At 49.9% G+C, this 24,893-nt stretch carries 23 protein-coding genes; 11 read left to right on the top strand and 12 right to left on the bottom strand.

All coding sequences use genetic code 11. The features are described from left to right. Positions 1 to 8 precede the first annotated feature (8 nt). Together LG384_RS15110 and bglX are read right to left on the bottom strand one after the other, a co-directional pair. A complete protein-coding gene (locus tag LG384_RS15110; RefSeq protein ID WP_225761169.1) occupies positions 9 to 926 on the bottom strand; it encodes an ABC transporter substrate-binding protein in 918 nt (305 codons plus the stop codon). Between the two features lie 197 nt (positions 927 to 1,123). Further along, positions 1,124 to 3,421, bottom strand: a complete 2,298-nt coding sequence (gene bglX, locus LG384_RS15115) for a beta-glucosidase BglX (RefSeq protein WP_225761170.1) — start codon at positions 3,419 to 3,421, stop codon at positions 1,124 to 1,126. A gap of 231 nt (positions 3,422 to 3,652) precedes the next feature. On the opposite strand from bglX, the gene dld reads away from it, so the two are divergent. Next, the gene (dld, locus tag LG384_RS15120; protein WP_225761171.1) at positions 3,653 to 5,392 is read left to right on the top strand and encodes a D-lactate dehydrogenase; all 1,740 of its coding nucleotides are present in this window, start codon (positions 3,653 to 3,655) and stop codon (positions 5,390 to 5,392) included. A 66-nt stretch (positions 5,393 to 5,458) separates the two neighbouring features. Here the strand turns inward: dld and pbpG are convergent, their stop codons facing one another. Together pbpG and LG384_RS15130 are read right to left on the bottom strand one after the other, a co-directional pair. Next, positions 5,459 to 6,406: a D-alanyl-D-alanine endopeptidase gene (pbpG, locus tag LG384_RS15125; protein ID WP_045444975.1), complete on the bottom strand. Its 948-nt coding sequence runs from the start codon at positions 6,404 to 6,406 to the stop codon at positions 5,459 to 5,461. A gap of 179 nt (positions 6,407 to 6,585) precedes the next feature. Then, the gene (locus LG384_RS15130; RefSeq protein ID WP_225761172.1) at positions 6,586 to 7,173 is read right to left on the bottom strand and encodes a Yip1 family protein; all 588 of its coding nucleotides are present in this window, start codon (positions 7,171 to 7,173) and stop codon (positions 6,586 to 6,588) included. Positions 7,174 to 7,336: 163 nt separating this feature from the next. Between LG384_RS15130 and LG384_RS15135 the strand changes: the two genes are divergently transcribed. Then, positions 7,337 to 7,906, top strand: a complete 570-nt coding sequence (locus LG384_RS15135) for a DedA family protein (RefSeq protein WP_225761173.1) — start codon at positions 7,337 to 7,339, stop codon at positions 7,904 to 7,906. Between the two features lie 37 nt (positions 7,907 to 7,943). Here LG384_RS15135 and mdtQ read toward each other — a convergent pair whose 3' ends face one another. Further along, the gene (mdtQ, locus tag LG384_RS15140) at positions 7,944 to 9,383 is read right to left on the bottom strand and encodes a multidrug resistance outer membrane protein MdtQ (protein ID WP_200012774.1); all 1,440 of its coding nucleotides are present in this window, start codon (positions 9,381 to 9,383) and stop codon (positions 7,944 to 7,946) included. Positions 9,384 to 9,552: 169 nt separating this feature from the next. On the opposite strand from mdtQ, the gene LG384_RS15145 reads away from it, so the two are divergent. Continuing rightward, the gene (locus tag LG384_RS15145) at positions 9,553 to 10,287 is read left to right on the top strand and encodes a class I SAM-dependent methyltransferase (RefSeq protein WP_225761174.1); all 735 of its coding nucleotides are present in this window, start codon (positions 9,553 to 9,555) and stop codon (positions 10,285 to 10,287) included. A gap of 71 nt (positions 10,288 to 10,358) precedes the next feature. Beyond that, a complete protein-coding gene (gene yohP / locus LG384_RS15150; protein WP_015572324.1) occupies positions 10,359 to 10,442 on the top strand; it encodes a small membrane protein YohP in 84 nt (27 codons plus the stop codon). 122 nt (positions 10,443 to 10,564) lie between these two features. Here yohP and dusC read toward each other — a convergent pair whose 3' ends face one another. Then, positions 10,565 to 11,503, bottom strand: coding sequence for a tRNA dihydrouridine(16) synthase DusC (dusC, locus tag LG384_RS15155; RefSeq protein WP_225761175.1), 939 nt, complete (start codon positions 11,501 to 11,503; stop codon positions 10,565 to 10,567). Positions 11,504 to 11,720: 217 nt separating this feature from the next. On the opposite strand from dusC, the gene LG384_RS15160 reads away from it, so the two are divergent. The 7 genes from LG384_RS15160 to preA all read left to right on the top strand — a co-directional run bounded on the left by LG384_RS15160 (position 11,721) and on the right by preA (position 17,652). Continuing rightward, positions 11,721 to 12,119 carry a CidA/LrgA family protein gene (locus LG384_RS15160; RefSeq protein WP_045444991.1) on the top strand — a complete coding sequence of 133 codons (399 nt, stop codon included), beginning with the start codon at positions 11,721 to 11,723 and terminating at the stop codon, positions 12,117 to 12,119. Beyond that, positions 12,116 to 12,811, top strand: a complete 696-nt coding sequence (locus LG384_RS15165) for a CidB/LrgB family autolysis modulator (RefSeq protein WP_045444993.1) — start codon at positions 12,116 to 12,118, stop codon at positions 12,809 to 12,811. Before LG384_RS15160 ends, LG384_RS15165 begins: the two co-directional genes overlap by 4 nt. A 148-nt stretch (positions 12,812 to 12,959) precedes the next feature. Further along, positions 12,960 to 13,844 (top strand): cytidine deaminase, encoded by an 885-nt coding sequence (cdd, locus tag LG384_RS15170; protein WP_045444996.1) that lies wholly within the window; start codon positions 12,960 to 12,962, stop codon positions 13,842 to 13,844. 130 nt (positions 13,845 to 13,974) lie between these two features. Further along, positions 13,975 to 14,694 carry an outer membrane permeability protein SanA gene (sanA, locus tag LG384_RS15175; protein WP_045449709.1) on the top strand — a complete coding sequence of 240 codons (720 nt, stop codon included), beginning with the start codon at positions 13,975 to 13,977 and terminating at the stop codon, positions 14,692 to 14,694. A gap of 2 nt (positions 14,695 to 14,696) precedes the next feature. Next, positions 14,697 to 14,936, top strand: a complete 240-nt coding sequence (locus tag LG384_RS15180) for a DUF2542 family protein (protein WP_048221049.1) — start codon at positions 14,697 to 14,699, stop codon at positions 14,934 to 14,936. 245 nt (positions 14,937 to 15,181) lie between these two features. Then, positions 15,182 to 16,423, top strand: coding sequence for an NAD(P)-dependent oxidoreductase (locus LG384_RS15185; protein ID WP_225761176.1), 1,242 nt, complete (start codon positions 15,182 to 15,184; stop codon positions 16,421 to 16,423). Then, positions 16,417 to 17,652: an NAD-dependent dihydropyrimidine dehydrogenase subunit PreA gene (gene preA, locus LG384_RS15190; RefSeq protein WP_200012777.1), complete on the top strand. Its 1,236-nt coding sequence runs from the start codon at positions 16,417 to 16,419 to the stop codon at positions 17,650 to 17,652. Before LG384_RS15185 ends, preA begins: the two co-directional genes overlap by 7 nt. Before the next feature lie 59 nt (positions 17,653 to 17,711). Here preA and mglC read toward each other — a convergent pair whose 3' ends face one another. The 6 genes from mglC to folE all read right to left on the bottom strand — a co-directional run bounded on the left by mglC (position 17,712) and on the right by folE (position 24,757). Continuing rightward, the gene (mglC, locus tag LG384_RS15195) at positions 17,712 to 18,722 is read right to left on the bottom strand and encodes a galactose/methyl galactoside ABC transporter permease MglC (protein ID WP_003027393.1); all 1,011 of its coding nucleotides are present in this window, start codon (positions 18,720 to 18,722) and stop codon (positions 17,712 to 17,714) included. 15 nt (positions 18,723 to 18,737) lie between these two features. Then, positions 18,738 to 20,258: a galactose/methyl galactoside ABC transporter ATP-binding protein MglA gene (mglA, locus tag LG384_RS15200; protein ID WP_045445012.1), complete on the bottom strand. Its 1,521-nt coding sequence runs from the start codon at positions 20,256 to 20,258 to the stop codon at positions 18,738 to 18,740. Positions 20,259 to 20,453: 195 nt separating this feature from the next. Beyond that, positions 20,454 to 21,452, bottom strand: coding sequence for a galactose/glucose ABC transporter substrate-binding protein MglB (gene mglB, locus LG384_RS15205; RefSeq protein ID WP_045445015.1), 999 nt, complete (start codon positions 21,450 to 21,452; stop codon positions 20,454 to 20,456). A gap of 296 nt (positions 21,453 to 21,748) precedes the next feature. Continuing rightward, positions 21,749 to 22,771 carry an HTH-type transcriptional regulator GalS gene (gene galS / locus LG384_RS15210; protein ID WP_045445018.1) on the bottom strand — a complete coding sequence of 341 codons (1,023 nt, stop codon included), beginning with the start codon at positions 22,769 to 22,771 and terminating at the stop codon, positions 21,749 to 21,751. A gap of 144 nt (positions 22,772 to 22,915) precedes the next feature. Further along, positions 22,916 to 24,073: a DUF418 domain-containing protein YeiB gene (gene yeiB, locus LG384_RS15215; protein ID WP_225761177.1), complete on the bottom strand. Its 1,158-nt coding sequence runs from the start codon at positions 24,071 to 24,073 to the stop codon at positions 22,916 to 22,918. A 15-nt stretch (positions 24,074 to 24,088) separates the two neighbouring features. After that, positions 24,089 to 24,757, bottom strand: a complete 669-nt coding sequence (gene folE, locus LG384_RS15220; RefSeq protein WP_043000121.1) for a GTP cyclohydrolase I FolE — start codon at positions 24,755 to 24,757, stop codon at positions 24,089 to 24,091. Positions 24,758 to 24,893 lie beyond the last annotated feature (136 nt).

A 24,893-nucleotide genomic window follows, 5' to 3' on the forward strand; every position in this document is an offset into this window, starting at 1 on the left:
AAAATCCGTTACTTCACCCATTCTTTTTGCTTCAGGTAGTCTGCTGCAACTTTTTTCGCATCCAGCCCTTCAACGGCGATACTGGCATTAAGTTGTTGCAGCGTTTTTTCATCCAGGCTGGCGAATACCGGTCGCAGCCATTCCTCCATTTGCGGATAAGTCTTCAATACCGATTCACGCACGACTGGCGCAGGAGCATAAATTGGCTGAACACCTTGCGGATCACTTAAAGTTTGTAATCCCAGCGCGGCAACGGGACCATCGGTTCCATAAGCCATTGCTGCATTAACGCCCGATGTCTGCTGCGCAGCGGCTTTAATTGTCACCGCCGTATCTCCCCCAGCCAGCGATAAAAGCTGGTTCTGATTAAGCTTGAAGTCATACGCTTTTTCAAAGGCGGGAAGTGCGTCAGTCCGTTCAATAAATTCCGCGGAGGCAGCCAGTTTGAATGTTCCGCCCTCTTTCAGGTAGCGCCCCAGATCGGCCAGTGAAACGAGTTTGTTCTTTTCAGCAACGTCCTGACGTACCGCGATGGTCCAGGTATTGTTAGCAGGCGCTGGTGTTAACCAGACCAGTTTATTCTGTTCTGCATCCAGCTTTTTGACCTTTTCAAATCCAGCCTGAGCATTTTTCCAGGCCGGATCATTTTCATCTTTAAAGAAGAAGGCACCATTTCCGGTATATTCCGGGTAAATATCCAGCTCACCAGACGTTATTGCCCCACGTACCACTGGTGTGGTACCCAGTTGCACTTTATTGACAGTTTTCACGCCGTGGCTTTCAAGTACCTGCAAAATAATATTGCCGAGCAGCGCCCCTTCGGTATCAATTTTTGAACCGACCGTTACGGGTGACGCGGCCTGCAAGGGTAAGCTCACCGCAGCTAACAACACCAGCGATCCCGCCCATACCTTTGAGATTGTCATGCTGCTCTCCTCATCCTTTTATTGCCCTTTTCAGAGACTTGAGGAAAAAGCATAGACGAAAAATCTGGCATTAACCTGCCAGCTAAGAGGTCACGAAGGAAATTATTCGCACTAACCCGGTGATTCATCCCCCCCTGACGCAATATCTGCGCCCATAAAAAAGGCCGGTTTCCCGGCCCTTTATTCATCTCTAATCCTTACAGTAGCTCAAACTCACCCTGTTTCACCCGGGCGGAATCAACACCGATGAAGACGTTAAATTTGCCCGGTTCAGCATCATATTTCATGCGCTGGTTCCAGTATTTCAGTGCCTCAATATCAATCGGGAAACTGACGGTCTGAGTTTCGCCAGGTTTAAGGTTCACTTTCTCAAACCCTTTCAGTTGTTTTACCGGACGGCTCATTGACGCGGTAACATCCTGTAAATACATCTGGATCACCGTCGCACCTTCGCGCTTACCGGTGTTGGTCACCTGCACGCTGGCCGTTACTGTTCCGTCACGTTTCATCGTCGGCGAAGAGAGCTTCACATCAGAAACCGTAAACGTGGTGTAGCTCAAACCATAGCCAAATGGATACAACGGGCCATTCGCTTCATCAAAATAGCGCGAGGTATATTTATTTGGCTTATCAGCGTTATATGGACGCCCGGTATTCAGGTGGCTGTAATAGACCGGGATCTGCCCGACAGAACGCGGGAAGGACATCGGCAATTTGCCAGACGGGTTGTAATCGCCAAACAGCACGTCAGCGATGGCGTTACCGCCTTCCGTTCCGGCAAACCAGGTTTCCAGAATCGCATCGGCCTGCTGATCTTCCTTCACCAGCGCCAATGGACGACCGTTCATCAGCACCAGTACCAGCGGTTTACCGGTTGCTTTCAGCGCGGTAATCAGATCGCGCTGACTCTGCGGGATAGTGATATCGGTACGACTGGATGCCTCATGCGCCATACCCTGCGCCTCGCCGGCCACTGCGACAACCACATCGGACTGCTTCGCCACATTGACTGCTTCATCAATCATCGCCTGCGGCGAGCGCGGGTCAATTTTCACCGCCTCTTCATACAGATTGAGGAAGTCGACAATACCTTTATCGTTGGTGATATTCGCCCCTTTGGCATACACCACTTTGCCCTTCTCACCCAGTGCATTTTTAATACCTGTCAGCACCGTCACGGACTGATCGGCAACACCGGCAGCGGACCAGCTTCCCATCACGTCACGTTTGCTGTCCGCCAGCGGCCCGATAACAGCAACGGTACCTGATTTTTTCAGCGGCAACGTTTCCAGACGATTTTTCAGCAGCACCAGGCTTTCACGCGCCACGTCACGCGCTTCTTTACGGTGTAAACGACTTTCGGCGTTTGTGTCCTGCGGGTCTGACTCTTTTGCCCCCAGATGGCTGTAAGGATCGTTAAACAACCCCATATCGTATTTCACATTCAGCACGTGACGCGCAGCATCATCCAGTTCTGCCATAGTGACTTTTCCTGATTTAATCAGGCCTGGCAGATACTTACTGTAATACTCATCGCTCATGCTCATGTTAATGCCGGACTTGATCGCCACGCGCACAGCATCTTCAGGATCGGACGCGGTGCCGTGCTTTATCAGCTCTTTAATTGCACCGTGGTCGGAAACGGTGATGCCTTTAAAGCCCCAATCGTCACGCAGTACGTCTTTTAGCAGCCAGGCATCGGAAGTCGCAGGCGTGCCGTTAAGTGAATTAAGTCCCACCATCACTGCACCGCTCCCGGCGTCAAGTCCGGCTTTGTACGGCGGCATATAGTCGTTAAACAAACGCTGCGGACTCATATCCACGGTGTTGTATTCTTTGCCGCCCTCTACTGCACCATAGGCGGCAAAGTGCTTGACGCTGGTCATCACGGAATAGCGATCGGCCGGGCTTTTACCCTGCATCGCTTCCACCATGGTTTTCCCCATCGTGGCGGTTAAATAGGTATCTTCCCCAAAACCTTCAGAAGCGCGTCCCCAACGTGGATCGCGCGAAACATCGACCATCGGCGCCCAGGTCATATTCAGGCCATCGTCTGCGGCTTCATAGGCGGAAATACGCCCCACCGTTCTGACGGCATCCAGATTAAAAGACGATGCCAGGCCGAGGCTTATCGGGAATACGGTACGTTGGCCATGCAATACGTCATAGGCGAAAAAGAGAGGGATTTTCAGGCGACTGAGTTCCATCACCTGATCCTGCATTTTGCGGATATCCTGGCGCGTAACGGTGTTAAAAATCGCCCCTACCTGCCCGTCTTTGATCATCTCGCGGATGGCTTCTTTCGGGTTATCAGGCCCGACGCTTATTAAACGTAATTGCCCGATCTTCTCATCCACGGTCATCTGTTTGAGCAAATCGGTAACAAAGGCATCCCGCGCGTCAGGCGTCAGTGGATGGTTACCAAACAGGGAGCTCGCCAGCGCTGGCTGCAACGCCAGGCTCACCGCGACACCTACAGAACATAGCCATTTCATGTTGATTCTCTCTTTATTTTTTCCCGATGAGGCAGCGAAAATATAACAAAAACCGCAGTTTGCCGTAAGCCTAAACGTGAGAGGCAAAGAAAGCTAAGGTTATTCTCTGAATTTTCAAAACCGTGGTGAATGAACACGGCCAACCCAGAGACAAGCTGAATGAGAAAGCGTATTGTCATACAAAGCGCTATGCTTGTTCCTGATATTGAGTCCCACCACAAGGAGTGGAGAATGTCTTCCATTACAACAACTGAAAATAAAGCTTTTCTGAATGAACTAACCCGCCTGGTGGGTCATTCTCACCTGCTCACCGAACCTGCTAAAACCGCCCGCTATCGCAAGGGCTTTCGCTCCGGTCAGGGCGACGCATTAGCCGTTGTCTTTCCGGGTACGTTATTAGAACTGTGGCGTGTCCTGAACGCCTGCGTCAACGCCGACAAAATTATTCTGATGCAGGCCGCCAATACCGGTCTGACAGAAGGCTCTACGCCGAGTGGTAATGACTACGATCGCGACATTGTCATTATCAGTACCCTGCGCCTCGACAAGCTACACGTCATTGGCAAAGGCGAGCAGGTGCTGGCCTATCCGGGCACCACGCTTTACTCGCTGGAAAAAGCGCTTAAGCCTTTTGGTCGTGAACCGCATTCGGTTATCGGTTCTTCGTGCATTGGCGCATCTGTTATTGGCGGCATCTGCAACAATTCCGGCGGCTCGCTGGTGCAACGTGGTCCGGCATACACTGAAATGTCGCTGTTTGCACGCATTGATGAGCAGGGAAAATTACAGCTGGTAAACCATCTGGGTATCGAACTGGGCCAGACACCGGAACAGATCCTCAGCAACCTTGATGATGAACGCATCAAAGATAACGATGTACGTCATGATGGCCGTCATGCACACGATCATGATTACGTCACTCGCGTCAGAGATATTGAGGCCGATACCCCGGCACGTTATAACGCAGATCCGGATCGTCTGTTTGAGTCATCCGGCTGTGCGGGAAAACTGGCGGTATTCGCCGTGCGTCTGGATACGTTCGAGGCCGAGAAAAATCAGCAGGTCTTTTATATCGGCACCAATCAGCCAGAAGTGCTGACAGAAATCCGCCGCCATATTCTGGCAAAGTTTGAGCATCTGCCGGTCGCGGGTGAATATATGCACCGCGATATTTACGACATCTCAGAGAAGTACGGCAAAGATACGTTCCTGATGATCGACAAGCTCGGCACCGATAAAATGCCGTTCTTCTTTACTCTGAAGGGCCGTACCGATGCGATGCTGGAAAAAGTGAAAATTTTCCGCCCGCACTTCACCGACCGGGCGATGCAGAAGTTTGGCCATTTATTCCCCAGCCATTTACCGGCAAGAATGAAAAGCTGGCGCGATAAGTACGAACACCACCTGTTGCTTAAAATGGCAGGTGGCGGTGTAGCAGAAGCGCAAAACTGGTTGACCGAGTTTTTCAAAACCGCCGAAGGTGACTTCTTTGCCTGTACACCGGAAGAAGGTAGCAAAGCCTTTCTGCATCGCTTCGCGGCGGCTGGCGCGGCAATCCGCTACCAGGCCGTTCATGCGGATGAGGTGGAAGATATTCTGGCGCTGGATATTGCATTGCGCCGTAATGACACCGAATGGTACGAACATCTGCCGGCAGAAATTGACAGTAAGCTGGTACACAAACTCTATTACGGTCACTTTATGTGCTACGTCTTCCACCAGGATTACATTGTGAAGAAAGGCGTGGATGCTCATGCGTTGAAAGAGCAAATGCTTGAATTACTGCATGCGCGCGGGGCGCAGTACCCAGCAGAACATAATGTGGGACATTTGTACAAAGCACCGGAAACACTGGCTCGTTTTTACCGCGAAAACGACCCTACCAACAGCATGAATCCGGGTATCGGTAAGACAAGTAAGCAGAAGTTCTGGAAAGAAAACGTTTCGGACGAAACAAAACTTTCTGATTGATTTTTCTGTAAAAAGGCCTGGCAGCGTTATGCTATCAGGCCTCTTTTTATTACCATCCCACGCTATTTAATCGTTCTGCGCAGTTTGCTCGCCCGTTGCCGAACCAGTTGCCGCCATCTGTGCGGCTTTCTGTTTTTTATAGCTCAGCGCCGCCGCCGGAACCGGCATCACTTTACCGGTCTCGATCCAGGTACGTAAGCGGCTGGCATCGGCAAAGTGGGTATATTTACCGAAGGCATCCATCACCACCAGCGCAACCGGTTTGTTATTGATAACCGTACGCATCACCAGACAGTGGCCTGCAGCATTGGTAAAACCTGTTTTGGTTAACTGAATATTCCAGTTATCGCGATAAACCAGATGGTTAGTGTTGCGGAACGGCAACGTATAAGCCGGATTAGCAAAGGTCGCCATGTCTTCACGCGTCGTACTTAGCTGACCAATCAGCGGATATTGTTTGCTGGCAATCAGTAGTTTAGTTAAGTCACGGGCGGTCGAAACGTTGTGAATGGATAACCCTGTAGGCTCCACAAAACGTGTCTGGGTCATACCCAGCGCTTTTGCTTTAGCGTTCATCGCTTTGATAAATGCGTTATACCCGCCAGGGTAATGATGCGCCAGGCTTGCCGCCGCTCGGTTTTCTGATGACATCAGCGCCAGCAGCAGCATGTTTTTACGGCTGATTTCACTGTTCAAGCGCACGCGGGAATAGATGCCTTTCATTTCCGGCGTCTGGCTGATATCAACTTTTAGCTTTTCATCCAGCGGCAGTCGTGCATCAAGCACCACCATCGCCGTCATTAATTTGGTAATCGACGCAATCGGACGCACAAGATCCGGGTGGTTCGAATAGATCACTTTGTTGGTATTCAGATCGACAATCATCGCACTACCAGACGCAATCTCAGGTTGAGAGGCGCTCGCGGTAGTCGCCGTTTTCGCCACGGCTTGAGGTGCAAAAGGAACGGCCAGCACCAGGGCAAGACTTAATAATGAAACTCGGAATTTCAGCATGATGAGATTTCTGATAATGGTTCACGCACGTCACAACGCACACCGCCAGAAGTAAGGGTTACCTCTGGCTAGCTCAGGCATCATAACGACCCGACAGCGTCACCGCTACTGGATAATCATCTCGAAATGCTGCGTTGCTGGCTTTTACAGCAGCAACGCAGCTTAGACAGGTTTGAACGTCAGAATAACCGATAGCCGTAACCCCACAGGATCACCGTAATCGCCAGCAGAACTTCCAGCACCAGCACACCAATCGCCAGTGTCGAACTGGAAAAACTTAGACCTTCCTCTTTGCTGATATTCAGGAATGTTGGAATGCCGAGATACAGTAAATATCCGGTGTAAAACAGCGCGATAGTCCCAATTAAGGCGCACAACCAGACCAACGGATAAAGCGCTACAAGCCCGCTTAAAAACAGCGGCGTGGCAACATATCCGGCAAAGACCATACAGTGCGCCAGCGATGGACGCTGCGGATAATTGCGTGCCATCCACCAGATCACCCGGCCCATAACGGCCACGCCCGCCAGCATCACACCGTAGAACAGAATTGCCATCGCAAATCCGGTAAACAGGGATAGTTGCAGTATGTTTCCGTCGCCAAAATTCCAGCCGATCTGTGTCGTACCAATAAAGGCACAAATAACCGGGATTGCCGCCATCAGCAGTACATGGTGAGTATAGTGATGCGAAACACTTTCGTTTTCGCTGTTGATCACGTGCATTTCACGATCGGGATGGGAAAACAGCCCCCAGACATGGTTCATACCGCCCCCTTCTTGTCAGCTCCGGACCTCAACACTTCAAGTATAATTCACCTTTTGATTATTTTATGTACACAACAAAAATACCGATGCGCTACGCTGAGGCTTTTCCGGCATCAACAATTTATAGGGTGTATGCTAAGAGTTGTGGAGGTCATACAGACGTATGGATATAAACAGTCTTATTGCGCAGTACGGCTATGCGGCGCTAACTATTGGCAGCCTGGCCGAAGGTGAAACAATTACCCTGTTAGGTGGCGTTGCAGCGCATCAGGGATTACTCAAATTTCCACTGGTTGTCATCTCCGTCGCGCTGGGTGGGATGATAGGCGATCAGTTACTTTATTTACTTGGACGGCGTTATGGCGGCAAAATTTTACGTCGTTTCTCGCGTCATCAGGCAAAAATTCATTACGCACAGAAAATGATCCAACGACGTCCCTACCTCTTTGTGGTCGGGACACGTTTTATGTACGGATTCCGCGTCATTGGTCCCCTGCTGATTGGCGCCAGCCACCTGCCACCAAAAATCTTTTTACCGTTGAATATTCTGGGAGCGCTCGTCTGGGCACTGCTGTTCACTTCGCTCGGTTACGTGGGTGGTGAAGTGATTGCCCCGTGGCTGCACAGCCTCGACCAGCATATTAAACACGGAATATGGCTGGTTCTGGTTGTCGGCCTGGTGGTGGCTGCCCGTTGGTGGATGAAGCAGCGAAATAAACAAAAAAAGCAATGAAACTGGCCCGACAACAAATATCTGCCGGGCCGGAAAGTCAGGAGGCGTGGTATCCGCCACCCAGGGCGCTGGTTAACTGAATAGAAGCATCCAGCCACTGACCTTGTAAAATCAGAGCGTTACACTGCTCACGTAATGCCGGAATTTTTGCCTCGCTGACGCGGGACCCCGCAATGATACCGGCATTAAACCGTGCCTGGGCGAGTCCCACTATACGCTGCGCGTCATGTTCAATCTTTTGCTGTTGCTGATTCTTCTGCGCCAATGTTTCCACCTGCGTTGCCGCACGTGCCACATCATTCACCGCGTCCACTACGGCTTTGTTGTAACTGGCAACCGTCAGATTGCTTTGCGCGGTGGTCATATCGAGATTTGCATTCAGTCTGCCACTATCAAAGACAGGCAACGTCAGCCCGGCAGACACCCCCATTTGTTGCGCGGAATGACGGAACAGATCGCTCAGATGTAACGCGTCCTGCTGTAAAAATGCCATCAGGTTAACGTCGGGATAAAACGCAGCTTTCGCCGCATCAATACTGCTCATCGACGATTCAATATACCAGTGTGCAGCCTGTAAATCAGGGCGGCGAGCCAGTAGTGAGTAACCTAACCGGGACGGCAACCGACTTTCCACCACCGGCATAGTCGCGGCATTAAGCTTCAGGGAGGTGGATTGTGTATTGGTCAGGGCGAGCAGTCGCGCCTCGATCACCTTCATTTTTCCACTGACATCGTTCAGTTGCTGCTCTGTTTTGCTGGAATCGATATCGGTTTCTACCCCCTCCACCGAAGAGGTAATACCGTTTTGATACAGTTGGCGATCCGCTGTGATGACATTCTGTTGCTCATTTTTAATCTGCGTTAGCACGGTTTTCAGCGCCGCCTGTGTCTGCCACTCCCAGTACAGACGAGACACACTGCTTGCCAGCAGTTGTCGGGTTTGCTCACGCTCGGCCTCACGCGCTTTAACCTCACCAATGCGCGCCGCGACTTCTGCCCGGTTTTTTCCCCATAGATCCAGGTCCCAGCCAGCGGTTAAACCAAATGTTCCATTGGTGTACCACGGCCCCGTAGTACCAGCAGCGGGATCGGTAATGGCAAACGGTCCCATCACACCTTCGGCGGACATTTTCTGACGCTCAACGCCTGCGGAAAAATCAATCTGCGGTCCATCCTGCGCTTCTATGGCCTGAGCCTGCGCTTCCGCCAGCTGAATACGCTGCTCCGCCACTTGCATATCAGGAGAGTTCTGTAACGTACTGTCAATCAACGCATTAAGCTGTGGATCGTGATACGCCTTCCACCACTGGCTATCTGGCCAACCGTTTTTCAATGCCGCTGGTAATGTGGAATCAACGTTTGCAGAGGGGGTCTGCTGTGACAGTAGCTGGCGGTTATCGTGCATAGGGGCGCAGCCCGCCATCAGAATAAAAAGCGGCAAACATGCCGTAGCGACAAGAACAGAATTACGATTCATGGAGGTACGCAGATAAGAAAAGAGGTGCAGAGATTACGACTTGTCGCACTCGCTTTTTTAGTTACGCGTGGCAATACATCTTTGGAAATTAAAATATATAATCAGAAAAATATATACCAGTTAAATATTATGGATAATATTATTCTAATAATTTATGAATGGAGCCGATATGTCACAAAATATCTATGATGATCCTGAGTTCTTTGCCGGATATGCCACACTGGATCGTTCAGTAAAGGGGCTCGACGGTGCACCAGAATGGCCAACAATACAAACGCTGCTTCCTCCGCTACAGGGTAAAAATATTCTTGATTTAGGCTGCGGATATGGCTGGTTTTGCCGCTACGCGAGAAATAACCACGCAACAAGCGTTGTGGGTCTGGATATTTCAGAGAAGATGTTAGCCAAGGCGCGCAGTATGACCCATGGCGATGGGATCGTGTACCAGCGCGAAGATCTTGAAACACTCACACTCTCGCCGGGCTCATTTGATCTGGTCTATAGCTCACTCGCCCTGCACTATTTGCATAATATTGAACGATTACTGACAACGATTTATCAGTCACTAACACCGGGCGGAATGCTGGTATTTTCTGCCGAGCACCCTATTTATACCGCACCACTGACCCAGGGCTGGATCAAAGATAAAACCGGTCAACAATCCTGGCCGGTTAATCACTATCAGCAGGAAGGCGAACGCATCAGCAACTGGTTCGCCGAAGGCGTCAAAAAACAACACCGTAAACTGGCCACGTGGATTAATGCGCTGATTGCCGCCGGTTTTCAGATCATAAGCCTTAATGAATGGGGTCCGTCTGCTGAACAGATTGCCGCTAGCCCGGCGCTGGATGAAGAGAAAGAGCGTCCAATGATATTTCTTCTCAGCGCACGTAAGCCGGAGTAATGAAACCGCCAGGCAGAATTGCTGATGCTTTCCTATACTCAACCTGAACTTACCAAAAATAAGGAAAGTTAATGAAAATTCTGCTGTGGGTTATTTTAATTATTTTTCTGATTGGGCTGTTGGTGGTGACGGGTGTGTTTAAGATGATTTTCTGATGTCGATTCCGGATCCAACACGCCTGATAAGCGAATTGCCATCAGGCAATATCTTAACTCTGATGCCGGATGGTGGCATAACCGCCATATCCGGCTTACTAAACAGAGGTATCAGCGCTCAGTTAACAGTCAATGGCCTGAATCGCACGCGCGATATCCGGTGAATTATTTAATGCGCGAATTTCCTGAAACAACGTTGTCGCCTCTGAATACTCTTTACGTAAATATCCCAGCCACTGTTTGATACGCGCCACGTGGTATAGACCGGTATCGCCCTGTTTTTCCAGCCGGGTATATTTTTTCAGCAACGTCACCACATCAGGCCACGGCATACGCGGTTCGTTGTATTTCACCACACGACTAAGATTAGGGATGTTGAGTGCACCACGTCCTATCATCACGGCGTCACATCCGGTAATAGCCATGCAATCCTGGGCACTCTGCCAGTCCCAGATTTCTCCATTAGCGATAACCGGGATAGTGAGACGTTTGCGAATTTCACCAATAGCCTGCCAGTTAATGTGCTCAGCCTTGTAGCCCTGCTCTTTGGTTCGGCCATGAACCGCCAGCTCGCTGGCACCTGCCTGCTGAACGGCATCGGCAATTTCAAACTGTCTGTCGCTGCTGTCCCAGCCGAGGCGAACTTTTACCGTCACCGGCAAATGGTCCGGAACGGCCTCGCGCATCGCTTTTGCCCCCCGGTAGATAAGCTCCGGATCCTTTAATAACGTTGCGCCGCCGCCACTGCCGTTAACCAGTTTCGACGGGCAGCCACAGTTCAGATCGACACCAAACGAGCCCAGTTCAACCGCGCGGGCCGCATTCTCCGCCAGCCACTGCGGATACTGCCCCAGCAGTTGTATGCGCACCCGTGTGCCGGATGTCGTACGGCTGGCGTTGAGCAACTCAGGACAAATGCGATGGAACACTTTTACCGGCAGGAGTTGATCCACCACCCGGACAAATTCGGTGATACAGAGATCATAGTCATTGACTTCAGTCAGCAACTCGCGAACCAGTGAGTCGAGCACACCTTCCATCGGCGCCAGTAAAACACGCATATTGTTACCCGCAAAAAAGAGAGGCGCTATGGTAACTTCTCTGAGATAGGGTTTAAAGCACAGAGAAGCTGTTACTTACCGCTATTCTGTATTCAGCGCAGAGTTTAGCCGATGTTCCCGTTATCTATTTCCACTATGCTTAGAATTCATGATGTGATCGGTAGCACGTTTTAAAGTTTAATTGTATGATGAATCAGTCTCGTCAAGGGTTTCTACTATGAGCAAGTCACTGAATATTATCTGGCAATATATACGCGCTTTCGTACTGATTTATGCCTGCCTCTATGCAGGTATTTTTCTTGCTTCCCTGCTCCCCATAACTATTCCGGGCAGCATTATCGGCATGCTAATCCTGTTTGTCCTGCTGGCGCTGCAAATCTTGCCTGCGAAATGGGTTAATCCAGGTTGCTATGTCCTGATTCGCTATATGGCCCTTCTGTTTGTCCCAATTGGTGTAGGGATCATGCAGTACTTTGACTTGCTCCGTGCGCAATTTGGTCCGGTGGTGGTGTCCTGCACCATTAGTACACTGGTCGTTTTCCTGGTAGTGAGCTGGAGCTCGCATCTTGTGCACGGTGAACGAAAAATCGTTGGGCAGAAAGGATCTAAAGAATGATGTCGTATATCTGGTGGTCGTTACCCCTCACGCTGGCGGTATTTTTTGCCGCTCGTAAGCTGGCTATGCGGATCAAAATGCCGCTGCTGAATCCACTGCTCGTCGCCATGGTGGTCATTATTCCCTTTCTGATCCTGACCGGTATTCCCTACGATCACTATTTTAAAGGCAGCGAGGTTCTCAACGATTTACTGCAGCCTGCGGTGGTCGCGCTGGCCTATCCGCTGTATGAGCAATTGCACCAAATCCGCGCCCGCTGGAAGTCCATTATTGCTATCTGTTTCGCAGGCAGCGTAGTGGCGATGGTTACCGGCACATCTATTGCTTTGCTACTGGGGGCTTCACCGGAAATTGCCGCGTCTATCATGCCTAAATCAGTGACAACACCTATCGCCATGGCGGTAGGTGGAAGTATCGGCGGCATCCCGGCAATCAGCGCTGTCTGTGTTATTTTTGTCGGCATCCTCGGTGCCGTATTTGGCCATACTCTGCTGAATGCAATGCGGATTCGCACCAAGGCTGCACGTGGGCTGGCAATGGGTACTGCCTCGCACGCCCTGGGCACCGCACGCTGTGCTGAGCTTGACTACCAGGAAGGCGCATTTAGTTCTCTGGCGCTGGTCATTTGCGGGATAATCACTTCACTGGTGGCTCCGTTCCTGTTCCCGGTTATTCTGGCACTGTTCGGCTAATCCTGATTTTTAGGTCATTTATTTGCGATGCGTTGCACATTTTTAATTTAAGTTTCATAAGTTGCATACATAATGAGATATGAATCACATATAAAGGCGTAACAGGCCCGTAAACTACGATTCCATTACATTGTTATGAGGCATCGCCATGCATCCACGTTTTCAAACTTCTTTTGCCCAACTCGCGGATAACTTGCAATCAGCCCTGGCTCCCCTTCTGGCGGATGTTCATTTCCCCGCCATGTTAACTGCTGAGCAGGTCTCTGTGCTTAAACGCGAATCGGGACTGGACGAAGACGCGCTGGCATTCGCTCTGCTGCCGCTGGCTGCTGCCTGCGCTCGTACCGATCTCTCCCATTTTAACGTTGGCGCAATTGCGCGTGGTATCAGTGGTACCTGGTATTTCGGTGGGAATATGGAGTTCCTTGGCGCGACGATGCAGCAAACTGTTCATGCCGAGCAAAGCGCCATCAGTCACGCCTGGTTACGCGGTGAAAAGGGACTCGCCGCCATCACCGTAAACTACACCCCTTGCGGTCACTGCCGTCAGTTTATGAATGAACTGAACAGCGGGCTGGATTTACGCATTCACCTGCCAGGACGTGAGCCGCACGCCCTGCGCGACTATCTGCCGGATGCTTTCGGCCCGAAAGATTTAGACATCAAAACCTTGTTGATGGATGAGCAGGATCACGGCTTCGCGCTGGAAGGCGATACGCTGACCCAGGCGGCGATTACCGCCGCTAATCATTGTCATATGCCATACAGTCGCTCCCCGAGCGGTGTTGCGCTGGAGTGCAAAGATGGTCAAATCTTCAGTGGCAGCTATGCTGAAAACGCCGCCTTCAACCCAACTCTGCCTCCGCTGCAGGGCGCATTAAACCTGTTGAACCTCAACGGCTATGATTACCCGGACATTCAACGCGCGGTGCTGGCAGAAAAAGCCGATGCGCCATTAATCCAGTGGGACGCCACTTCCGCTACCCTGAAAGCATTGGGATGCAATAACATCAGTCGCGTACTGCTGGGTTAATTTCCTGATGGCTCGACGCTTATCACGGCTGGATTGTTGAAAATCCCCTCAATCAGGTTGCTGTTTCTTGCGCTACGCCGTCGGGTACAGTAGCCTGATTGAAATTCCATCCAATTATCGAGTTTTCCGCATGTTAAAGCGCGTGTTTTACAGCTTGTTAGTCCTGATCGGCTTGCTGCTGTTAACTGTGCTTGGTCTCGACAGATGGATGAGCTGGAAGACAGCACCTTACATCTACGACGAATTGCAGGATTTACCCTATCGCCAGGTCGGCGTGGTATTAGGCACAGCGAAATACTACCGTACCGGCGTCATTAACCAGTATTACCGCTACCGCATTCAGGGCGCATTAAACGCTTATAACAGCGGTAAGGTGAATTACCTGCTACTCAGCGGCGATAACGCACAGCAAAGCTATAACGAACCGATGACGATGCGTAAAGATCTGATTGCCGCAGGCGTCGATCCTGCCGACATCGTGCTCGATTATGCCGGATTCCGCACGCTCGACTCCATTGTGCGGACCCGCAAAGTGTTTGATACCAATGATTTCATCATCATTACCCAGCGATTCCACTGTGAACGCGCCTTGTTTATTGCACTTCATATGGGCATTCAAGCCCAGTGCTACGCGGTGCCTTCACCTAAAGATATGCTGACCGTACGGGTACGTGAATTCGGCGCCCGTTTTGGGGCGCTGGCCGATCTCTATCTCTTTAAGCGCGAGCCTCGTTTTTTAGGCCCGCTGGTGCCGATCCCGACAATGCATCAGGTACCGGATGATGCTCAGGGTTATCCGGCGGTAACGCCAGAACAGTTACTTGAATTACAAAAGAAACAAGGAAAATAAGCATGGATGTGCAAACACTCTTCGTCGTTTTGGCCTTTCTTCTCATCCCTGTGTTTTGCTTTCGTGAAGCATGGAAAGGCTGGCGCTCTGGGGCCGTTGATAAAATAAAGAAGAACGCACGTGAACCGGTATATGCCTACCGCAATGAAGATCCACTGCAATTCTGGTGTTACGTTCTTGTTTATGCCGGGTGCGGATGCTTATCTTTTGGGATGGTTATTTATTTAGTCTTTTATCGATAAGGACATTTATGTAATATTAGTGTTTGAGAATAACTAATATTATGAGAACAATTGTTATTTCAATATAAGGGATAAATGCTGTCCACCAGCATTTCCCTGACACTGTCCTCTATTTGTGAATCCTTTCACAGAATACTCTTCCTGCAGTGCTAGCCTTGAGAATAGCCTTAGAAATTATTTTTTCTAATTTTATATTTTGTTATTAACGGTTCGCCTTAATTTACTCAAGCATTAAGGAAGAAAATATGCCACAACAAAATTATCTGGATGAGCTGACGCCTGCTTTTACGCCATTATTAGCAATAAAAGAGGCCTCCCGCTGTTTATTATGTCACGATGCCCCCTGTAGCCAGGATTGTCCGGCGCAAACCGATCCCGGGAAATTTATTCGCTCTATTTATTTTCGCAATTTTAAAGGCGCAGCCGAAACGATCCGTGAAAATAATGCGCTCGGAGCCGTATGCGCCCGGGTATGTCCAACCGAAAAATTATGTCAACGCGGGTGTACGCGTTCAGGAATTGATAAACCTATCGATATCGCACGTCTGCAACGTTTTATTACCGATTTTGAACAGCAGACGGCAATGAAAATTTATCAACCCGGAACAAAAACGCTGGGCAAGATTGCCATTATCGGCGCAGGCCCGGCAGGGTTGCAGGCCAGTGTAACCTTGAGCAATCTGGGTTACGACGTGACAATTTACGAAAAACAGCCTCAGCCAGGCGGCTGGCTGCGCTATGGCATTCCTGAGTTTCGGCTGCCGCAATCTGTTCTGGATGTCGAGATTGCTCGTATCGTTGAAATGGGCGTCACCATTAAATGCCATTGTGAAGTCGGCAACGCCCTCTCCGTTGAGCAACTTAAAGCGGAAAATCGCGCTGTACTGCTTACCGTAGGCATGTCCTACGGCTCGACCCTGCCATTGTTTAACAATGCAAATAATGTCGAGATTGCCGTCGATTTCCTGCAACGTGCCCGCCAGTCCGGCGGCGATATTGCTGTACCGCAAAGTGCGTTGATCATCGGTGGCGGCGATGTGGCAATGGATGTCGCCAGTACGTTAAAACTCCTTGGCTGTCCGTCAGTCACCTGTGTCGCACGTGAAGAACTCGCTGAACTCCCCGCCAGCGACAAAGAGTTCACCAGTACGCAAGCGTTAGACGTATCGATCATTGACGGCTTCACACCCGTAGAGGTTACCGGGAATAGAGTCACCTTTAAGCATGTTCGTCAGCCAGGAGAACTCACGTTTGAAGCCGAAAAGATTATTCTCGCCGTTGGCCAACACGCTCAACTTGATGGTTTCGCGGCATTAAAGCCAGAGCGTAATCTTATCGATACGCAAAATTATCAAACCGCCGATCCGGTTCTGTTTGCCGCGGGCGATATCGTTAAAGGCGATAAAACCGTCGTCTATGCCGTGAAAACCGGGAAAGAAGCCGCTCAGGCTATTCATCACTATTTAGAGGGAGCTTGCTCATGTTAACAAAAGATCTTTCTATTACTTTTTGCGGCGTAAAATTTCCCAACCCGTTTTGCCTCTCTTCTTCTCCGGTGGGTAACTGTTATGAGATGTGCGCCAAAGCCTACGATACCGGCTGGGGCGGAATTGTTTTTAAAACAATTGGTTTCTTTATCGCCAATGAAGTCTCCCCACGCTTTGACCATCTGACCAAAGAAGATACTGGCTTCATTGGCTTCAAAAATATGGAGCAAATTGCTGAACACCCACTGGAAGAGAATCTGGCCGCCATTCGTAGGCTGAAGCAAAATTACCCGGATAAAGTGCTAATCGCATCGATCATGGGGGAAAATGAGCAGCAATGGCAGGAGCTGGCACACCTGGTCGAAGAAGCGGGTGCGGATATGATCGAGTGCAACTTCTCGTGTCCGCAGATGACATCTCATGCGATGGGCAGCGATGTGGGACAAAGCCCGGAGCTGGTCGAGAAATATTGTCGGGCAGTTAAACGCGGTTCTTCACTGCCAATGTTAGCCAAAATGACACCCAATATTGGCGATATGTGTGAAGTGGCTCTGGCGGCTAAACGCGGAGGTGCCGACGGTATTGCCACCATCAATACCGTAAAATCTATCACCAATATCGACCTGAACCGGAAAATCGGCATGCCAGTAGTCAACGGCAAATCCAGTATTTCCGGCTACTCCGGCAAGGCAGTAAAACCCATCGCCCTACGTTTTATACAACAACTGCGTACCCACCCTGAACTACAAGATTTTCCGATTAGCGGCATTGGTGGCATTGAAACCTGGGAAGATGCTGCTGAATTCTTGCTCCTGGGTGCCGCTACGCTGCAGGTCACTACCGGGATCATGCAGTATGGCTATCGGATTGTGGAGGATATGACCAGCGGGCTGTCGCACTATCTTGCCGATCAGGGCTTTGATTCGCTGGAGGATATGGTTGGCCTTGCCAATACCAATATCATTCCCGCCGAGGATCTTGACCGCAGTTATATTGTCTACCCACATATCAACCTCGATAAATGCGTTGGCTGCGGGCGCTGCTACATCTCCTGCTATGACGGTGGACATCAGGCGATGGAATGGAATGAAGAAACCCGTACACCACACTGCAACACCGAAAAATGCGTGGGTTGTCTGCTGTGCGGTCACGTCTGCCCGGTAGCCTGTATCGATTTAGGGGAGGTAAAATTTAAAGCCGGTGAGAAAGAACATGCGCTAACGCTGTAACACGAAGAACAGAAAAGCCCGGGGCAGATTTCTCTGCACCGGGCTTTTGCATAGTTACGTTACTTCTTACGTGCGTATTTCAGTGAGTCCAGCGCCACCGCGAAGATGATAATGCCGCCCTTAATAATGTACTGCCAGTAAGGGTTCACGCCGATATAGGTCAGACCGTAGTTGATAACGGTGAAGATAATAACACCGGTCACAACACCAAATACGGTACCGACACCACCACTGAACGACACGCCGCCGACCACGCACGCCGCAATCGCATCCAGCTCATACATAAAGCCGAGGTTGTTGGTCGCAGAGCCGATACGTCCGGCTTCCAGTAAGCCACCGAAAGCATAGAACACGCCAGACAGCGCATAGATAATCAGCAGGTTCAGCGCGACGTTAACGCCAGATACTTTCGCCGCTTCGGGGTTACCGCCGATAGCGAAAATGTTTTTACCAAAGCGGGTCTTGTTCCAGAGTACCCAAACAAAGGCCACTGCAATCAATGCGTAGAAAGTGATATAGGAGAGTCGGAAACTACCCAGCGCAATAAAGCCCTGCGCAAAGGTGGAGAATCCGCTGTCAAAGCCAGAAATTGGCGAGGCCCCGACAAAGTCGTAATACAGTGAGTTGATACCGTAAACGATGATCATCGTACCGAGAGTGGTAATAAACGGGGTCACATTCAGGTACGCAATGATGATACCGTTCACCAGACCAATAATGGCACCGATAACACAGACAATCAGCACCACCACGATGATCGGCATGGTGGCCATTTCCGGGAACACCTTATTGGCATTCTCCATCGACTGCAGCAAGGTAGCCGCGACCACCGCAGCCAGACCAACCTGACGACCTGCAGACAGGTCTGTCCCCTGGGTGACAATCAGTCCGGCAACGCCCAGTGCGATAATAATACGCACCGAGGATTGCGTCAGAATATTACTCAAGTTCAGCAAACTTAAGAAAGTAGGGTCCTGGAAAATAATAATCGCCAGCAAAACTAAAAGAACAACGTAAATTCCGCCTTCTTTCAGGTAAGTAAGAAAACTTTTCTTATTTAACGCACTCATGAGGAGCCCCTAATCTTAAAGGTGCAAAGACGCAAGACGGAGAATTTCGTTTTGCGTTGTCGTTTTAGTTTCAACAATTCCAGCCACAAGACCATTGCTCATAACCAGAATACGATCGGTAATACCTAACAGCTCCGGCATTTCGGAGGAAATAATGATAATCCCCTTCCCTTTTTTCGCCAGCTCCGCAATTAACTGATAAATTTCAAATTTTGCACCAACATCGATCCCACGTGTTGGCTCATCCAGCATCAGTATTTCTGGCTGTGTTAACAACCAACGGCCAATAACTACCTTTTGCTGGTTGCCACCGGACAGTGAACCAATTTGTGTACGGTGACCTGGTGTTTTCACCCTCATGGAGTCAATTACCCATTGGGTATCGCTTTTCATACGGGTATTATCCAACAGGCCAACTTTATTTTTATAGTTTTGGATATTGGATATTAACGAGTTAAAACCGATATCCAGATAAGCATAAATGCCCGTTGAGCGACGTTCTTCCGTCACCAGCGCAAAACCATGGTTAATGGCTTCATTCGCACTGTGGTTATTAATTTTTTTGCCGTGTAGCGTAATCGTACCTGATGATTTCTCACGAATACCAAAAAGTGTTTCAACAATATCTGTGCGTTTTGCACCAACCAGACCGGCAATGCCAAGGATCTCCCCTTTATGCAGGTCAAAAGAGATATCACGAATCGACGGCTGACGCAGAGATGTCAGGTTACGCACTTCCAGAATCACTTCGCCAGGCTTGTTCTCTTTATCCGGGAAACGTTGGTTCAGCGAACGTCCCACCATCATGGCGATGATCTTATCCATATCCAGCCCTTCCAGTGGCTGGGTCGCAATCCACTGACCATCACGTAGCACGGTAATTTCATCGCACAACTGGAAGATTTCTTCCATTTTGTGAGAAATATAAACGATACCGCATCCACGCTCTTTCAGTTTACGAATAATCGTGAACAGATGATTAACCTCTTTCTCCGTCAAAGACGAGGTAGGTTCATCCATGATGACGATTTTGGCATCGTACGAAAACGCTTTAGCAATTTCTATCATCTGCATTTGCGAAACTGACAATGTACCGACGCGCGCACGCGGATCGATATCAATATCCAGTTCATCAAATATCGCTTTGGTATCCCGGTACATTTTATCCTGGTCGACAAACATGCCTTTGGTGGGATAACGCCCTAGCCACATGTTGTCCATTACGGAACGTTGTAATACCAGGTTCAATTCCTGGTGTACCATCGAGATACCATTTTCAAGCGCTTCTTTAGCAGAATGAAAATCGATTTCTTTACCCTGAAATAAAATACTACCGGAATCTTTTTGATAGATTCCAAAAAGACATTTTAATAATGTTGACTTTCCAGCTCCATTCTCCCCCATTAAGGCGTGAATAGAATGTGGGCGGACTTTTAAATTGACATTATCAAGAGCCTTAACGCCGGGAAAGGACTTGTTGATGCCGCTCATTTCCAACAAGTATTCGCCTGACGACTGAGTATTAGTGCTGACCATAATTATACCTTGTTGGCCTTGCTGAGTGCGTAATTGAGGGCGCAACAGAATTGCGCCCACAGACATATACACTAAAAAATTCGAGTTGCAGGAAGGCGGTGAGTGAGTGAATCCCCAGCCACATAGATAACTATGTAACTGGGGTGAACGAGCACAACCAACGCACAGGCAACTTGATGTATGGTGTGTATAGACTTATTTATTGGTGAACTCAGCCAGATTGTCTTTATCGACACCTACATACGGAACGCGAACAATTTTGTTCTCAATTTTCCAGGTTGTGCCGTCTGCCGCACCTTTGCCTTCAGCCAGGTTTTTCGCCAGATCGAAGGTTGCTTTCGCCTGGTTATTGGCGTCGTTCAGCACGGTACCGGCCATTGCACCAGATTTCACCAGAGCCAGAGCTTCAGGCAACGCATCCACGCCAAATACCGGAACGCTGGTTTTGTTGTGTGCTTTCAGCGCTTCAACTGCACCCATTGCCATTGCGTCATTATTCGCAATCACAACTTCAATTTTGTTGGCGTTTGGACCGGACATCCACGCATCCATTTTATCTTTCGCCTGAGCGGTATCCCACATGGCGGTATCTAACTGCAGCTGCTCAGTTTTAATGCCTTTGTCGTTCAGCTCTTTAATCACGTAGGTAGTACGTGCTTCAGCATCCGGATGTCCCGGCTCGCCTTTCAGCAGAACAAACTGAATTTTACCGTCTTTGTTCAGATCCCAGTTCGGGTTTGCTGCCCAGTGTTTAGCAATCAAATCACCCTGGATGATGCCAGATTCTTTAGAGTCGGTACCGACATAGAAGGCCTTGTCATAGCTGTCCAGCGCTTTACGTGAAGGTTCTTTGTTGAAGAACACAATCGGTACGTTCTGGCCACGAGCTTTCTCAATTACCGTGCCTGCTGCAGCCGGGTCAACCAGGTTGATAGCCAGTGCTTTAACGCCTTTTGCCAGCAATACATCAATCTGATCGTTTTGCTTGGATTGATCGTTCTGGGAGTCGTTCATCAGCAACTGGACATCTGGCGCCGCTTTGGCATCTTTCTCAATAGCCTTACGCACCACAGACATAAAGTTATCGTCATACTTATAAATCGTCACACCAATGCGGGTATCAGCAGCGTGCGCAGCCGCGCCGAATAACATGCTTGCCATTACAGCAGACAGGGTCAACACCTTCTTATTCATGGTATCTCCGGTTTTATTATGCAGGGTAGTACTTGAGATAAATGCTCGGCAGGGCAGAACGTTACTAAACTGTTACTGAACGCCGAAGCTCACTTTTAAAAATATTTCTTCCGTGTCTGGCAACGCTCCAAAAACAGGCTTTAATTTTTGTTTAAGACGCCTATACCTCGATGAAAGTGATTATTCACCGTTACATAGTAGTTACAGCGCAACAAACAGTGTCATCATAGCTATGGCATTGTTAAGATACTGTGAATTTACTCACATATTGAAAACGGTTACATCGAGTGACATTATCAGTTAGTGATCGGTGCCGCATTCTGCCGCAACGCCACAGAATGACGACGCACCAGCGTTGGCATAAAGCAATGGGTCGCCGCAGGATCCAACGTACCCGCAGCGCCTTGTAGTGCGAGCTCTGTCGCCATTTTTGCCATTGATGCAATAGGATAGCGCACGGTCGTCAGCTGCGGATCGGTGTAACGCGCAATAGGGATATCATCGAAACCAATGATAGACAGATGTAACGGAATGGCGATGCCGTTGTCTTTTAGCGCAGTAAGCGCCCCGGCGGCCATATTGTCGTTGTAAGCGAAGACCGCCGTCAGTTGCAAATTACGTCCCAGCAGTTCCACCATCGCTGATTCTCCGCCCTGCATATCGGGCGAACCGGTGCCAACCCAGCTTTCTGCCGGAGTAATTCCGTTTTCTTTCAACGCGCTTAGCCACCCTTCTCTACGCATCGCGTCATCTTCAATACGATGACTTGACGCCAGATACCCTATGCGTTGGTGCCCGTTATTGAGCAGCATGCGGGTCGCCATTTTGGCCCCGCTGATATTGTCCAGGCAGACACAACGGTGGGCGTAGCCCGGCACAATACGGTTGATCAATACCATTCCGGGGATCTGATCCATAAACTCCCCCAGTTCCTGGTCACTCAACGCTTTTGAGTGAACAATCAGCGCGTTACAACGCTGACGGATCAGGACTTCGATGGCATGACGTTCTTTTTCTGCTTCATGATAACTGTTACCAATCAGCACATACTTCTGATGCTGCTGGGCAACCATATCTACGGCTTTCACCAGCGCACCAAAGAACGCATCTGAAACATCCATCACCACTACACCAATAGTGTCACTCACCTGCGTGGCCAGCGCTTGCGCATTAGCATTGGGCCGATAGCCTAGCTGAGTCACTGCCTTCATTACCGCTTCGCGAGTATCTGGACTCACCAACGCGCTGTTATTCAGTACGCGGGAAACGGTCGCCACAGAAACGCCAGACTGACGTGCCACATCACGTATGGTGATCATATTCACTACCCTGTTTGAGATTGCGGTTGCCCACAGACACCCTGGATTGTGTATTTTGTCAGCACGATGAATAGCACTGCGTGAGTCATGTCACAGGAATGAAAACGCTTACATCCATTTTGTTAATGAATGTGATCCAGATCGTTATCTGGATGTTCCCGGCAATGACGCCCCTGAGGCACGCAGGGTTAGTTGACGCCACAGCCACTCCACCGGACCTTGCCGATAAAAACGTAGCCAAATGACGGAGAAAAGAAGGTTTATAGCCCAAACAGGGATAACGAAATACAGCAGTTCCAGCCGGTCAAACTTCATAAACAGACCAAACTGATAGAACAGTGTGGTGCAGATGAGCGTTTGCAGAAGATAATTGGTCAATGCCATGCGTCCTACGCAGGCAATGGCAATAACAAATTTAAAGCGGTTAAGTTGCGGCCAGAAACCAAACATCAATGCGGCGTAACCGATAGTCTGAAACGGTGCGCTCAGTTCTCGCGGGGCTTGTAACAGAAAAGCACACCAGCGATATGCCCACTCCAGATGCCATTGGGCGACGATAGCCGGCAGGTTAATCGCCATTCCGATGATGACCAACAACGCGCCGGTACGACGATAATGCGACAAACTGTATTGTCCTTTCAGCCAGCCGCTGCGCATCAATGCCGCGCCGAGCAGCATCATTCCCGCAAGCTGCCAGCCGTACTGCGCCCCCAGTGCCAGCAGGCTGTTCGACAGCATATCCACGCGGTTACTGACCGCTTCCATACCGCCGTTAACCTTCCAGAACTTTTCATACAGCAGTGCAGAGGCATCCGGCGTCCAGGCCCGGCTGGTTTCGCTCCCGGAAATAACGCCAAGCAGCAGCAATACGCCGATACCTACGAGGTAGAGCAGCACACCGGTATTAAACAGGCTTTTGACCGAAGGAGCGTCGCGGATCAGCCGCCAGCAGATAAGACCAATTAAGCCGTATGCCAGCAGGATATCGCCATCCCATAATAATAAGCCGTGAATAAAACCCAGCAAAACTAGCAGAGTGAGTCGCGACTGGATCCAGCGTTTGCCGCGCGGCAACAGCATTTGCAGGCCTGCGCCGAACAACAGCGCAAAAAGAGTAAGGAACTTCACCTGCGCGAAGAGATCAAGCACCGCCCAGGTCCAGGCATCCGACAGGGTAATGTTGCCATACCAGGCAGGGTTCAGGTATGCCGCCTTCGGCAAACCAAAGGCGCTAATATTGAGAAGCAGGATACCAAGGATGGCAACGCCACGAATAAAATCCAGCGTGACATTACGCTCCATGGTTCCCTGCCCTAATCAGTTGTGGTGACGCACGGCGCGCAGGAATTCCTGACGCGTATTCTGGCTGGACTTAAACAGCCCGCCAAGCGAGGTGGTAGTGGTCGCACTGGTCGCATCACGGATACCGCGCGCTTTCACGCAGTAATGCACCGCATCAATTGAAACCGCCACATTATTAGTACCGAGCAGCGTTTGCAGCGCGGTCAAAATTTGCTGAGTCAGACGTTCTTGTACCTGTGGACGCTGCGCAAAGAATTGCACAATGCGATTAATCTTCGACAGGCCAATCACAGACTCTTTCGGGATGTACGCCACCGTCGCTTTGCCATCGATTGTGACAAAGTGATGCTCACAGGTGCTGGTCAGCGTAATATCACGAACCGTGACCATCTCATCAACCTTCATTTTATTTTCAATGACGGTAATTTTCGGGAAGTTCGCGTAATCGAGACCGGAGAAAATCTCATCAACATACATTTTAGCGATGCGATGTGGGGTTTCCATCAGACTGTCATCGCTCAAATCAAGATTGAGCAATTGCATAATCTCGGTCATATGGCCGGAGATAAGACGTTTGCGCGTTTCGTTATCCATCTCATGCACGGGCGGGCGCAACGGGGTTTCGAGACCACGTGCGACCAGCGCTTCATGAACCAGGGCCGCTTCTTTACTGAGTGATGACATTTCTTCTTCTCCTGCAGGTGTGGCGCCTCTGCCCTGCGTGGGGCAAAGTTTTTAGGCTGTGTCACAGCCAGAACATTGTGCGTGAGGCGGCGCACATAATCCAGTATTCACCGCGATAATTATTGAAATTGGTGCA

The organism is Citrobacter sp. Marseille-Q3906 (assembly GCF_916618775.1).
Taxonomy (GTDB): domain Bacteria; phylum Pseudomonadota; class Gammaproteobacteria; order Enterobacterales; family Enterobacteriaceae; genus Citrobacter; species Citrobacter murliniae.

Coding starts and splice junctions, on each gene's coding strand:
- mglC (WP_003027393.1), bottom strand. CDS start 18,722: ATGAGTGCGTTAAATAAGAAAAGTTTTCTTACTTACCTGAAAGAAGGC.
- preA (WP_200012777.1), top strand. CDS start 16,417: ATGTTAACAAAAGATCTTTCTATTACTTTTTGCGGCGTAAAATTTCCC.
- mglB (WP_045445015.1), bottom strand. CDS start 21,452: ATGAATAAGAAGGTGTTGACCCTGTCTGCTGTAATGGCAAGCATGTTA.
- pbpG (WP_045444975.1), bottom strand. CDS start 6,406: ATGCTGAAATTCCGAGTTTCATTATTAAGTCTTGCCCTGGTGCTGGCC.
- yeiB (WP_225761177.1), bottom strand. CDS start 24,073: ATGGAGCGTAATGTCACGCTGGATTTTATTCGTGGCGTTGCCATCCTT.
- dld (WP_225761171.1), top strand. CDS start 3,653: ATGTCTTCCATTACAACAACTGAAAATAAAGCTTTTCTGAATGAACTA.
- cdd (WP_045444996.1), top strand. CDS start 12,960: ATGCATCCACGTTTTCAAACTTCTTTTGCCCAACTCGCGGATAACTTG.
- LG384_RS15160 (WP_045444991.1), top strand. CDS start 11,721: ATGAGCAAGTCACTGAATATTATCTGGCAATATATACGCGCTTTCGTA.
- LG384_RS15165 (WP_045444993.1), top strand. CDS start 12,116: ATGATGTCGTATATCTGGTGGTCGTTACCCCTCACGCTGGCGGTATTT.
- LG384_RS15135 (WP_225761173.1), top strand. CDS start 7,337: ATGGATATAAACAGTCTTATTGCGCAGTACGGCTATGCGGCGCTAACT.
- mdtQ (WP_200012774.1), bottom strand. CDS start 9,383: ATGAATCGTAATTCTGTTCTTGTCGCTACGGCATGTTTGCCGCTTTTT.
- LG384_RS15145 (WP_225761174.1), top strand. CDS start 9,553: ATGTCACAAAATATCTATGATGATCCTGAGTTCTTTGCCGGATATGCC.
- LG384_RS15110 (WP_225761169.1), bottom strand. CDS start 926: ATGACAATCTCAAAGGTATGGGCGGGATCGCTGGTGTTGTTAGCTGCG.
- LG384_RS15130 (WP_225761172.1), bottom strand. CDS start 7,173: ATGAACCATGTCTGGGGGCTGTTTTCCCATCCCGATCGTGAAATGCAC.
- LG384_RS15185 (WP_225761176.1), top strand. CDS start 15,182: ATGCCACAACAAAATTATCTGGATGAGCTGACGCCTGCTTTTACGCCA.
- folE (WP_043000121.1), bottom strand. CDS start 24,757: ATGTCATCACTCAGTAAAGAAGCGGCCCTGGTTCATGAAGCGCTGGTC.
- LG384_RS15180 (WP_048221049.1), top strand. CDS start 14,697: ATGGATGTGCAAACACTCTTCGTCGTTTTGGCCTTTCTTCTCATCCCT.
- mglA (WP_045445012.1), bottom strand. CDS start 20,258: ATGGTCAGCACTAATACTCAGTCGTCAGGCGAATACTTGTTGGAAATG.
- bglX (WP_225761170.1), bottom strand. CDS start 3,421: ATGAAATGGCTATGTTCTGTAGGTGTCGCGGTGAGCCTGGCGTTGCAG.
- dusC (WP_225761175.1), bottom strand. CDS start 11,503: ATGCGTGTTTTACTGGCGCCGATGGAAGGTGTGCTCGACTCACTGGTT.
- yohP (WP_015572324.1), top strand. CDS start 10,359: ATGAAAATTCTGCTGTGGGTTATTTTAATTATTTTTCTGATTGGGCTG.
- galS (WP_045445018.1), bottom strand. CDS start 22,771: ATGATCACCATACGTGATGTGGCACGTCAGTCTGGCGTTTCTGTGGCG.
- sanA (WP_045449709.1), top strand. CDS start 13,975: ATGTTAAAGCGCGTGTTTTACAGCTTGTTAGTCCTGATCGGCTTGCTG.